Annotated in this window: 12 protein-coding genes; 5 read left to right on the forward strand and 7 right to left on the reverse strand. The window is 32.4% G+C overall.

The window, feature by feature from the left end:
* Both AB0A59_RS08595 and AB0A59_RS08600 read left to right on the forward strand, forming a co-directional pair.
* Positions 1 to 1,920, forward strand: a complete 1,920-nt coding sequence (locus AB0A59_RS08595) for a sensor histidine kinase (protein ID WP_458742969.1) — start codon at positions 1 to 3, stop codon at positions 1,918 to 1,920.
* Between the two features lie 32 nt (positions 1,921 to 1,952).
* The gene (locus AB0A59_RS08600) at positions 1,953 to 2,393 is read left to right on the forward strand and encodes a response regulator (protein WP_458742971.1); all 441 of its coding nucleotides are present in this window, start codon (positions 1,953 to 1,955) and stop codon (positions 2,391 to 2,393) included.
* Positions 2,394 to 2,681: 288 nt separating this feature from the next.
* Here AB0A59_RS08600 and AB0A59_RS08605 read toward each other — a convergent pair whose 3' ends face one another.
* From AB0A59_RS08605 to AB0A59_RS08615, 3 genes are all read right to left on the reverse strand, one after another.
* Positions 2,682 to 3,164: a DUF2299 family protein gene (locus tag AB0A59_RS08605; protein WP_458742973.1), complete on the reverse strand. Its 483-nt coding sequence runs from the start codon at positions 3,162 to 3,164 to the stop codon at positions 2,682 to 2,684.
* Positions 3,165 to 3,393: 229 nt separating this feature from the next.
* Complete coding sequence (locus AB0A59_RS08610; RefSeq protein WP_458742975.1) at positions 3,394 to 4,041, reverse strand: methionine biosynthesis protein MetW; 648 nt, start codon at positions 4,039 to 4,041, stop codon at positions 3,394 to 3,396.
* Positions 4,042 to 4,863: 822 nt separating this feature from the next.
* A complete protein-coding gene (locus AB0A59_RS08615) occupies positions 4,864 to 5,751 on the reverse strand; it encodes a glycosyltransferase family protein (RefSeq protein WP_458742977.1) in 888 nt (295 codons plus the stop codon).
* A 138-nt stretch (positions 5,752 to 5,889) separates the two neighbouring features.
* Here AB0A59_RS08615 and AB0A59_RS08620 point away from each other — a divergent pair, with 138 nt between their 5' ends.
* The gene (locus AB0A59_RS08620; RefSeq protein WP_458742979.1) at positions 5,890 to 6,099 is read left to right on the forward strand and encodes a hypothetical protein; all 210 of its coding nucleotides are present in this window, start codon (positions 5,890 to 5,892) and stop codon (positions 6,097 to 6,099) included.
* 110 nt (positions 6,100 to 6,209) lie between these two features.
* Positions 6,210 to 7,346 (forward strand): glycosyltransferase family protein, encoded by a 1,137-nt coding sequence (locus tag AB0A59_RS08625; protein ID WP_458742981.1) that lies wholly within the window; start codon positions 6,210 to 6,212, stop codon positions 7,344 to 7,346.
* A 273-nt stretch (positions 7,347 to 7,619) separates the two neighbouring features.
* Here AB0A59_RS08625 and AB0A59_RS08630 read toward each other — a convergent pair whose 3' ends face one another.
* On the reverse strand, positions 7,620 to 7,826 hold the full coding sequence (locus AB0A59_RS08630; protein ID WP_458747588.1) for a DUF2283 domain-containing protein: 207 nt from the start codon (positions 7,824 to 7,826) through the stop codon (positions 7,620 to 7,622).
* Positions 7,827 to 8,142: 316 nt separating this feature from the next.
* Here AB0A59_RS08630 and AB0A59_RS08635 point away from each other — a divergent pair, with 316 nt between their 5' ends.
* Positions 8,143 to 8,427, forward strand: coding sequence for a hypothetical protein (locus tag AB0A59_RS08635; RefSeq protein ID WP_458742983.1), 285 nt, complete (start codon positions 8,143 to 8,145; stop codon positions 8,425 to 8,427).
* A gap of 473 nt (positions 8,428 to 8,900) precedes the next feature.
* On the opposite strand, the gene AB0A59_RS08640 is transcribed toward AB0A59_RS08635, so the two are convergent.
* The 3 genes from AB0A59_RS08640 to AB0A59_RS08650 form a co-directional block, all read right to left on the reverse strand.
* Positions 8,901 to 9,365, reverse strand: coding sequence for a hypothetical protein (locus tag AB0A59_RS08640; RefSeq protein WP_458742985.1), 465 nt, complete (start codon positions 9,363 to 9,365; stop codon positions 8,901 to 8,903).
* Positions 9,366 to 10,996: 1,631 nt separating this feature from the next.
* Entirely contained in the window at positions 10,997 to 11,125 is a 129-nt protein-coding gene (locus AB0A59_RS08645) for a hypothetical protein (RefSeq protein ID WP_458742987.1), read from the reverse strand.
* Between the two features lie 374 nt (positions 11,126 to 11,499).
* Entirely contained in the window at positions 11,500 to 11,745 is a 246-nt protein-coding gene (locus AB0A59_RS08650) for an Lrp/AsnC ligand binding domain-containing protein (protein ID WP_458742988.1), read from the reverse strand.
* Positions 11,746 to 11,859 lie beyond the last annotated feature (114 nt).

An 11,859-nucleotide genomic window follows, 5' to 3' on the forward strand; every position in this document is an offset into this window, starting at 1 on the left:
TTGAAAATTAGAACAAAGCTCATCGTGACCATGATTCCACTAGTGTCTTTTTCTATAATGATACTATCTTATGTTGCGTTTCAAAATTTTGCTGCTACTATACAAGCTCAATTAATTAATGAATTAAAAACGGTGGCCGGTCATACAATGGATAATCTCTCACATCAAATGTTTGAGAGGCTAGCCGATATAGAATTTTTATCTACAGGTAATATATTGGTAAATTCAAATTTAACACTATCTGAAAAAATGGAATATCTTCGTTCAATGGAAAGATCTTTCAAAACATATTCCTCCATTTCCTTATATGATAAAGAAGGTATTAAAATTGGGGACACAAGAAATATACTTTTAGGGGAGAATGAATCTGATAAATCTTTCTTTAAAGAAGCAATTAAGGGAAAAATACATTATGATACCGTACCTACTCTATCTGAATCGCTTAATCAATATGTAATCCATTTTGCTGCTCCTTTGTATAATGAAAGCGAAGAGATTGAAGGAGTTGTAGTTACAAGACAACCAGTAAATAAGATCAACGATATATTCAAAGAAATTAACTTGGAGGATAAAGAAATAGATTCGGGCAGTAGCAATCTTAAATTGGATTTAATATCTAAGAATGGCACAGTAATATATTCCAACCATGATAGAAAATCAATTTTGCAAGAAATACCAGGATTCCAAGAGATGATCGGTAACAACGATCGACAGAATAATATGTCTATGCTGAATCCCGCTTCAGCAGAAACTCGAATTAATAGTGATGAAATTATTGTTAGTGTACCACAGGGGAAGGGACACTTAGACTATAAAGGAAGTGATTGGTTTCTCATACTAAGAGAAAATACTGATATCGTATTTGGAAATTTACAAAAAACAGCAGATCAATTTCTAATTGTTTCAGGCATTATGTTCGTAATATCGATAATTCTTATTTTGTTCATTGCCAGAACTATTTCTTTACCATTATCAAAACTTATGAGAAAGGTAATTGAGATTGGTAAGGGAAATTATGATTCCAGAATTGATATTAAAAGCTCTGACGAAGTTGGTGAATTAGCGTCAAATTTTGAGTCAATGAGGCAGAGTGTAAATCAGGTGAACCAAAATTTGAATAATATGGTAATGGAGAGAACACTAGAACTAGAAAAAGCAAATGAAGAATTAAGACTAAATGATGAATATTTAGAAAAAATAAACAATGAATTGGTATCTGCAGACAAAGCAAAAGAAGAATTTATGTCCATGGTTAGCCATGAATTAAAAACTCCACTCGTCCCCGCTAGAGGTTATGTGGAGCTTTTACTTAGGCAAAAAAAAACAGGTGACCTGAGTGAAAAACAAAAGAAATATGCAGATATTGTTTACAGAAATATATTAAAATTAGAAGTTTTGGTTAATGATGTTCTTGATGGATACAAAATTGAAATGGGAAAGTTTAAAATTCAAAAAAGTCTAGTAAATATACGGGATTTGATGTCATCGGTTGTATCCGATTTGCCTTCTTTAATTGGAGATAAACAAATTACCTTTAAAGTAAATTCAAAATTAAGAGAAGAAACTACTATTATGTGTGACCAAAGGAGGATCGAACAAGTATTCGCAAATTTGATTAAAAACTCTATAGATTTTGTACCAGCAAGCAATGGTAAAATAACTATAGGAGCAGAATTGATTCAAAACCAAACGATGATTCAATTTTCGGTAGAAGATAATGGCCCAGGTATTCCAGCAGATAAAATGGATAAACTATTTCACAAATTCTATCAAGTTGATACAAGTTTGATAAGAAAACATGGCGGTAGTGGACTTGGTTTAGCCATCTCAAAAGGTATCGTAGAAGCACACGGTGGTAAAATATGGATTGATAAAGAATATAATCATGGTGCAGCCTTTAGATTTACAATACCTTTTTAAACCGAGAAGAATTCGGTTATAATAAAGATACAATGAGTCCTAATATACCATCATCATCGTCATCATCATCATCATCGGTAACACCTATTTCCCGAGTTCTTATTATAGATGATAATGAGGATATAACTGAGTTGATAAAAGACTACCTCGAAACAGAAGATATAGAATGTAAAATAATTAATAGAGGGATAGATGGCTTAGATGAAATACGAAAGAAGGATGGATATTATGATGTAATTTTATTGGATCTGGCCATGCCAGAATTTAGCGGATTAGATGTTTTTAACAAACTAAAGGAAGAGAATTTGTTAAATTCAAATAATGTAATAATATTTACTGCTTCATCCACGCAGAACAGTGAAATAAATGAAATGATGAATGGTGGTGCTAAATACATCTTAAGAAAACCTTCCTCCATAGATGAAATACTCGATGTAGTTACAAGATTCACAATCAAAAAAGATGAAATATAATAAATTTTAGCCTGTAGAACCTAAATATTATAAGGATATTTAGACCAAAATTAGGAAATGTTCTAATTGGAATGAGATAACAATCCATTAATAAAATCATTATCATTATAGATTGCTGTTTAAACTTTGACAATATTCCTCTCCTACAAGCCTTCTTATCATCAATATATTTTAATTAAAGAATATGGATTGCACATATTTAGTAATACTTCTTTTGAATGTTCCTAAAAATATACCAGTTATTAAAAATATTAAAAAACCCAATTGACAGATTCTATTTCATTTAATTTAATCGAGAGTTTTGCCATCAGTAGAAATCAAGGATAATCTGTTAAAATATTGTTGAAGGGTATCTATACCTAATAACATTGAAAACAATGAATCAAAAAATTTATCTTTGGTTAAGCCATCAAAGTAAATGAGTTTCTCCATGATAAATTTTTCTATTTTGTCTTTTGATGAATTGCTATGACGAGCCAGTAAACCCAATTGGTACAAAGCCATCAATAGATCCGGAATAAAGCGATTCTTCTCTTTCGATGGTAGAAGAGATAAAGAATTCTTCTGTTGCTTTGAGAAATTCATTGATGTAATTAATGTTACCTTGTCGTGTAAATCATCAACAATGATGTTGACATTTCTATTATTAGATTTTGCAACTATATTCATAATAACTGTGGAGTCTTTGATTTCATCAAATCTCCAAATATCACTTTCTTCAATAAGCCATCGTTTAATTCGCAGTGATATTTCTTGCTGAGACAATGACAACGTATTTTATTGAAAATCGCCTCTATATAATCATATAAATGTAAAAATTCTAAGGGATTGAGACATCTTGATTTTGGACGTATACTCGCTAGATCTGATATAAAATTAGCTCTAGTTGGGATTTCGTCGTTAGAATTACTAAAAGAATAGTGATGGTGAATAAGATATTACCATGGTACAATATAACCCATAAATAATACCGCCATTTTTGATAAGGCCAAGATATCTACTAAACATTATTAGAATATGGTTTGGGCGCAAGGAGCCAGCATTGTTGCCAACCAAGTAAATTGCTAAATTTTATTAGCCATGGCGGAAGTAACGTATTAAAATCGACGATGTTGATATCAAGCTTCTTGCAAAAAAGGCTAAAGTCCTTTACAGACCAGAAATGCAAATGAGAAAACGACTGGCGTGGCGAATATCCTCTAAGTAATTGAATTCTCCATTTAACATATGCACTATTAGGGATAGTTACAACTACCCCTTTTCGAGCATGAGATATAGCTTCAACTAGTATTTTTTGTGGATATATGGTATGTTCAATAACTTCAATAAGAAGTATATAATCATAATATTCATCCCTGCCAAGACTTAGTCCGTTGTTAATATCTTTTACGGTTACGGAAATACCTCTATTTTTGGCTTTCTCACATGCTATATGCGAAATATCGATCCCTTTAACTAAAGCATTCTTGTTTTTCATCAATAGTTCGGCCATGTGACCATCTCCTACACCTACATCCAAAATTGTAGAGTTTGGCTCAATCCATTTCTTTATTAAGTCATATCTCACTGATTTTCCGGTGTTTATGTTGGCGTGATATTTTTCATAATCTTCAAACATTTCTGGAAACTCCCAGTCTTTCTGTGTCATAGTCCTTGTTAGATCCCTTTTTAGTTCTCTAGATAATAGTAGTAAACTTCTAATTTTATTACGAAAAGGAATGAGCTGCATAAAAATTCATATTATCATATCTTTATTAATTGTTAAGTTTTGAGTATGATAGTTATGGTATTTGGATTATGGTAGAAAGGTAAAAGTGAAGGTGAAAATTTATTAAAAAATTAGTGAGGATATTTTTTCGCTTCTATTGGAACAAATTGATCAAGATCAACTAAAAGCTTCAGCAATTTGAATAAGCAGAGTTGTTGTTAGTATGATTAAAAACAGAAAGGGAAACACCTCCACTTTATGAATCTATAGAGTCTATGAACAAAATATCTATAAACGTATTTGTTATATACTCAATTTAATTGTTAAAGAATGATCTAAAGAATGCAAACTCGTTGATATTTCTGCTCGTCATTATTATATCATAATTTTCGGCTTGTTTAACTTCATTCATTCATTCAGACATTCACACTGTTATACTTAAGTCGTAGATTCTCTAATATACCTGTATTAGTAACTAATTTCATAATTTTAATAGCCATTTCCGAAAAATTTTGACCAAAATTCATGATCATTGTAAACCAAAGGATACTCTCCAATTTCCATTGCCATTTTGGCTGAAAAAATGTTGTGAGCACGAACTACCCAATTATAATCTCTAGAGAGGTATTTTTTAATGATTCTTCAATGCGTTCCGATCAATTGGAATTGGAATTTCGCCCCTAAATCGTGAAATCCTTTATATTATATTATAGTATCAGGTATAGATTTTTTTGCTAGTACTTTTTTTTAATGAATTACATCTTATAAAATCTCCTCATAAGCCTCTTGTACTATTTTCGCAGCATTTGATCCAACATGATCGCTAGGTAACTCACTGACCTGCTCGAGGTTATAGTTTACTACTTTCAAACCACAAGCGAGTGATTGAAGTGCAGTAGTACTAAGATTAGACAAGACATTGTCGTTTACATATCTGATATCAACATAAGTTCCGAACTGTTTGAGAAACCTGGGCATATCAGAGTATTTTACAGGATGCTTCATTCTATCAATTACCTTTAAATTGTCGATACCGCTTCCTTTACAATAATCTATTATCCATTTCATATTGGAAATAGCCTCGGTATTAAATATAAAAAAGTCCTTGCCGGTTTGATTGTTGGTATTTGGTGTAAAATGGTCAGTATCAATCGGTATGTTTATTAGGACCGAATCATTACGCTTTAAGAATTTCCTTAGATCTGCCGTAGAGTAGAGGACTTTATCTGCAGACCGCTCGGCTAGAAGATTGTTTTTCCTTCGAACACGAGTTGATCTTGAATTCCTAACTAGTAGCCCAGGGTTCAACAATAAATCCTGACGTTTATATTTTTGGTTGATTCCTCGTAGATCTGATCCATGAAAATGCATGATAATTTTATTTCTTTTGTTTGACTTTCTTCGGATATAGAATAATGCATCAGTCCTGCTATGTATATGCACAAGGTCAGCTTTGTTTGCTTCTTGTAAACTTAATTCTAAAAAATTTTCTTCTGGGATAAGCGTAACTATTTCGCCATAAAATTCGTATATCCCATATCGATCATAACCAGTTCTTCTCAGAATCTTAACTTCATGTCCCAATTTTTGCTGATTCTTTGCAAGAACGCAAGCTACAGCCGATTGATCCCAAATATGAAGAATATTCAACTAAAAAGCCAACCTAACATTGTTATCTCTTGTTAAGATTTATAATTTTTGCAATAGGTTTCTATAATAATTGGTAGGATCGTATTTCTTAAGAAAGCTTTAATTAATCTTCTTATCTCCAGTCAATTGGAGTTTTTCTTGTTATATAAGATAAACGCTTTCGATCTGTATTTTGGATCCAGCAAGAACACGATCATCAATCAAATTCGCCTATTAAATAGATGGGAAGAGGATGCAAATCTAGCAAACAGATCTTTGATAATATTCAGTATACTCTTAGCTACATCCTCTAGATATGATCAAAGAGAAGCTGAAAATAATAAAGCAATCGAAACTGACAAGTGCTAACATTTTAATTTTAATCTCAATTTTAATTGAAAAAGTATGCTACAACCATTAGAAAAATTAACTTGCAAAGTTATATTAATGAAATCACTCATTCATGGTAATAAAAAGAGATGAGAATATTACATCTTTTAGATACCCACTTGCCCCAATGGCGGACCGAAAAGTGCGCAATTAGCGCTAAGAAAAATGGACATAGTGTTTTCTTTGGTGGTCCAAAAAATCCAAAATATCAATCTATTTTTGATAAATCTTTAGAGATAAAATGGACTCCCTCTGCTAGACATATGTTTCCATATCAATGGAATATTGTAAAGAAACATATGAAAAGAGTCATCGATGAGGTTCGTCCAGACATAATTCATGCTCACAACATTTTTTCAGCCAAAATGGCAATGGAAATTGGAGAGTATCCTTTGGTTTACAATGATCATGAATTTTGGTCAATTTATGTCCAAAGGCAGCTGGAAGCATATAATCTAACAAAACAGGCAAACATTGATAAGCCATCCTTTCCAAGAGGCATAGTCAGAAATATCGCCCGAGATTTCTTAAAAAAGAGATGGGTTAGGATCTGGTCCGATGCAGAAAAGGATGTGGTAACAAAGGTTCCCACAATCACAGTGTCTCAAACCATAGTGGAGGCGCATAATAAAATTAGTGATAGAAATTTTCTTGTTCCAAACTTTCCTCTTTATAAAGAAATAGAATCCATTGATGAACCGAGATATCACAAATCTCTTTCTTCGGTCTATGCTGGTGTTGAAGCAAAAGGCCTGATAAAACCTACACATAGGAACCTTGAAGGTTTCTTTGAAACATTTGAAAAGGATAACGTCGGTAAGCTTTTTGTCCTGGGATGGGACAGTCCTTCTACTAAGAACACAGTATATTGCGGATACCTAGATAGAGAAAGTATGTACAAGGAAATGGCAAATCATTCAACTGGTTTGGTTCCTTTTAAAAAACATTGGTCTCACAAATACATTAATCCAAATAAGGCCTATGAATATGCTCATGCAGGATTGCTTGTAATCAACACTTCTGGACTGACCCCAATATCAGAAACCATGAAAGGATATTGTTTAGAGTATGAGAATAACGATGGCCTGATTGATATCTTAAATTATCTAAATCATAATTTGGAGGAGCTATACTCAAAACGGATTGGGACATATAAATACGCAAGAAACATGTTACTTTGGGAAGTGCATGAGAAAAATATCTTTGAGGCATATAAAATCTGTTAATCAAACATCAAGTTAGTATCGCTCAATCTATTGTAGGGCGAACTAAGCTAAAATAGGGAATCTATTAAAAAAATTTTCCGCCGTATAAGGTAAAGGTTCTGGAACCAATTTTGCCTAATTCTACTACCATTGGTTCAAAGCCTATATACTTTTACTTGTGCCTTTAAAATGGATCGCACACCTCCTTCTTTTAATAAAATTTTATTTTCTTTCATTCAAATCCACTCGATTTCTTTTGCTATTGGTAAAGCCTACAATGTACATGTCTAAATATTATGTCAAGAACAATGATTGTACCTCCTTAATTGTATCGGGACTTTTGTCAGTCAGAATGTATTTGATGCCTACAGGTTTATTGTCATCACTAATATCAATAAACACCGAATTTCCAATTGGAATGGTGCTCACTATTTTCTTGTCGGTTAGTTTAACATATAGTGTATTATCCTCAGAATCATATTCAACAATCGAATCGATGATCCTTGACCTCCTTCATTAAAAGTTCTCCTATTGTCATAAATTTCATTGTACTAATATTATTAGTAAAACATCCTCAAGTATTTAGATTCTTTAATTACGCATGACAAATCTTCAGAGGCTACAATGTTTGGAACAAGGATTATAGACCTTTAGAGAGGATAACATTGTTATTGGAAGAAGTAATCGCTCTTTTCGGAATTCATAAGCTTAACCATCCATTTTGCATAGTCAGGTTAACTAAAAACTTTGCATTAAAAGAATTATGTCATGAGTTCTGTGATAAGCATATTAACCAAGATATTATATTATTACAATTATGGTCAAAGATCTAGACGCCAAGGATGACAACGACATGCTCAATAAGATTGAGGGCATGATATTGGATAAATTGGTAGCCGCACATACAGCTGGAACCAAATCATTGAACTATGAAGAGATAACTGACCAGATTAGCTCACCACATCCTGAAGATATTGACACCGCCCTTGAAGACTTGATTGCCCAAGCATTGATTCATTCATTTGATGGTGAAAATTATTATATCACCAATGATGGAATAATCGAACATAAAAAAAGAAAGACAGAAGGAACCTTGTTTTAGAAATCATATAGCAGGTTTAATTTCCTCTTTAAAGGTTTGAGCTTTCTTGAATAAGAAAGACAGTTCTGTAATGGAATCCTCCTACAAATTCATTTGCAGGACAGTGAACTGTGAGCTACTCAGACAGTATGAGGATACTTGTAGAAATGCTACAGGTTGAAGATTATTTTTTTTCTAAAAATTTCTATATCAATTTTACCTTTTACCAACCACAATTTTTTTCTTCAGCATATAACCATTTTGAGGAGAAAATTTGCAAAGAAGATATCATATTAACTTCGAAATAGGAACCCAATTACATTGCATCTGAGTTTAGTCCCATGATTTGGAAATTAAAAACTAATATAATTAATTTCTGTTCTAAAAACACATTTCATTTAAGATCAAATGAATTTTGTAAATGATAATCAAAAGTACAAAGAAGAAGATGATGATGATAATAATTTTGATTTGTTGACTGTCGATCTATTTTATTATTTTCTAGCAAAACAAAAATTCAACAGATCTAATATTTTTTCTTTAACAAGTTCAGTAGTAATCTCCTCTAAGGTAAATGTTCCCTCCCGGCCTGCTGAACCCTCCTCTTGCATCATCTTTTGCATATAGAGCGTTACCTTATTTGGTTCTTCCATAAAGAAGGTTAAAGAAGGATGTTTGTCTTGTGCTGATGAAGTATCCTTATAAGGGTATATATCAAGCTTGATTTCGGTTACCAATCTTCCTTGTATCTTGTCTATTATGTCACATTTGATATCATGTAAGATCAGCTTGTTCTTAATTTCTTTAAATACAGGAAAAATAACTGTATGAACTTTTTTAGAAAAACCCTCAGTGAATTCATCGAGATTTTCTGTGGATTCTATGTTTGTATTTTGGTTATGTCTAGTTAAAGCAACATAATTATCGATAACCTTATCAATTTCATCATCTATGTTCATTTTTATCCTATATTCTCCTTGGATATGGGTAACGCCATATATAGGTTTGAAGGAAATATATTGTTAAAATAAACAATTTTAAAATTTAGTGACGCTGATCCTTGTACATAATCTAAGGAACAGTGTAAATTATTACATCAAACTAAATACCGTGATTATTATCCCAAATCACGACAAATATTCATTCTATTAGATAAATTAATTATCGGGCCGAGCATAGCTAATTTAAAACTTTACAAGGTAATAGAAATGAATCATGTTATGCAGCTGTAACTATGAGTATCTACACAAGACGTACAGACCGTTATTGGCCAGATTAGACAACTATCTACAAGCGAATTTGAGTGTATAGATTAATGTCTCTTTTTAGATGTGGTCGAAGATTTGGAGATTGTAGCGGTATAGAAAATCGTAAGTTACTTTAGTAGATAATCCTATGGATCAATGAATGAATTCGAAATCTATAGATCTTCTATCTACTATCAAATATTTTTTCCTCTGTTCATTAAATAATATTAGGTATGATAAAGGGTCGTTGAATTACTTCATGAAGAGGAGAAGCATCTCGGATTTGCTTTCCTATTGATCTTGCTGACGCCAGTTCCAACAGATGAGGATAAAATTCCGATACCTTCATCTCTCTAAGCTCAGTATTTTGATAAACTTTGTTCCAGAATGCTTTCACTAAAATCCAGATTGCAACCATCTTGCATTTTTATGGATTGCTAATATTTCTCAACAGCTCTTTTCAAATTTTTCTACCTCTCTCGTCAAAAAGCCGATTAATTTTCACGTATTCTTGGATCCCCCATGAATCCTGGTCCATAAAAAGCAATGAAATCTATCCCCCATGCTGTTAAATATCATGGGTTTTTTGACTCTAGCCATTTCGATTGATCTTTAAACCAAGGCTTTATAATGATATATTGCCATTCAAAGGTAGTACGCAATTAGTTCAGAGTTATCCAAGTATAATTGCCTACTAGCAATGTCGGTTTGGGCTCTTACCTTCTAAAAAGTCGCTATAGGTACGGCATAAGACACTTCGTCTATGCTAGACGCTCTCTAGTTCAATGATGTCCTATTTGCATACCCTGCTGCCGAACTTGATCCCTAAAAATACTGTTTATCTCGACAATTATTCTTCAATAGCTTAAGCTGAAAATTCCTACCAAGTCATTGAGCCCCATCATATATGGTTTATGCAATAACAAAAATTTTGGATTAGAATAGGAAGCAAGTCCATTAGTACAGGGTCTATCCTTCTTGCGGCTTACTGTCATCGCCTCGCAGGGGAGTCACAAGCGCTTACAGCGGTGCTATCAGACTTACCTTAATAAACAAGTAATTATCCATGGTTATCTTTTTACACTTCAAGGTTAGAACATTCATTTCATAACAAATTTTATTTGTTTTAGATAGTTGTGGATAGCTGAAACTTTGATCTCCTTTTTTCTATTCTATCTTTTAGATGAACTACTAATCTAAAAGCCCAAGTCATTGCATCACTTGGATTTGCATGACAATGTTGGATAAAAATCCTATATCTTTCCTTCAATCTGCCTTGAGACAATGAAGTAAAGAAAAAAAAGAGATGATAAGCCCCTATATTTTTGTCTAGTTAGATGAGATCAAATTGCATTTGAAAAGACTATATATGTGCCTATATCCATGAGATTAGTCTTTTTATCTGCTGCAGCTTTGATTGACATCATCTCTTCTATTTTATTATCACAGAAATCGTATTTTAGTACTGTCATAGATGTGGACCAAGTGGTATTAATGATGATAAATGTTCCTTTTATAAGTTTCTAGTATTTTTTATCCAAAGTCAAAGATAAAGCTTTCGTTAGATATTTTTCAAAATAAAATGGGTTACTATATCAAAGTAATATATGGTGAAGATCTTTCAAAAGGTGCATTTGAAATCAATAGTCGATCTAAAGCTCCTCAGGTTGTGAGTATTGCAATACCCTAATTGCTTTTTTTGTGCATAATGATGCTTTTAAAAAAAATGGTCATATGTGCTTTCAACCCTGATAATCAACAGGCACAGAAATTCATTTGGAAACACGTCCCACTTATGTATGTCATAGTTGAATACAATTTATTAAAAGGAATTACATCCGTGAAATCAATTTCTATCTGCATTATTTGTCACGACCATAGATAGAGCTGAACGCACTTCGTTTAATTTCTTAATTTTCCAATTAATAATTTCTTTTAGTGTTTCCATATTGTCGGAAGAAATTCTTACAATAATATCATAAACCCCAAACACCCGGTACACATCAACTACTTCAGGAATTTTTCTTATTTTCTCTGTCGTTTCGTTCTCTGATCCTAACTCACAGTTTATTAGTACATAGGCAGATGGCACACTTAATAGAATCATACAAAAATAAAAAAAGTTTCTACATGGTCAACTGCTAAATTCATCCTTAGGTTTGTGCATAATCATATAACTCGAAGACTGGTAAAAATGGATGTTCTA

The organism is Candidatus Nitrosocosmicus sp. T, assembly GCF_054408485.1.

What these genes read in the sequence shown, in the direction of transcription:
- AB0A59_RS08600 (WP_458742971.1), top strand. Translation starts at nt 1,953, where the DNA reads ATGAGTCCTAATATACCATCATCATCGTCATCATCATCATCATCGGTA.
- AB0A59_RS08610 (WP_458742975.1), bottom strand. Translation starts at nt 4,041, where the DNA reads ATGACACAGAAAGACTGGGAGTTTCCAGAAATGTTTGAAGATTATGAA.
- AB0A59_RS08625 (WP_458742981.1), top strand. Translation starts at nt 6,210, where the DNA reads ATGAGAATATTACATCTTTTAGATACCCACTTGCCCCAATGGCGGACC.
- AB0A59_RS08635 (WP_458742983.1), top strand. Translation starts at nt 8,143, where the DNA reads ATGGTCAAAGATCTAGACGCCAAGGATGACAACGACATGCTCAATAAG.
- AB0A59_RS08640 (WP_458742985.1), bottom strand. Translation starts at nt 9,365, where the DNA reads ATGAACATAGATGATGAAATTGATAAGGTTATCGATAATTATGTTGCT.
- AB0A59_RS08645 (WP_458742987.1), bottom strand. Translation starts at nt 11,125, where the DNA reads ATGACAGTACTAAAATACGATTTCTGTGATAATAAAATAGAAGAGATG.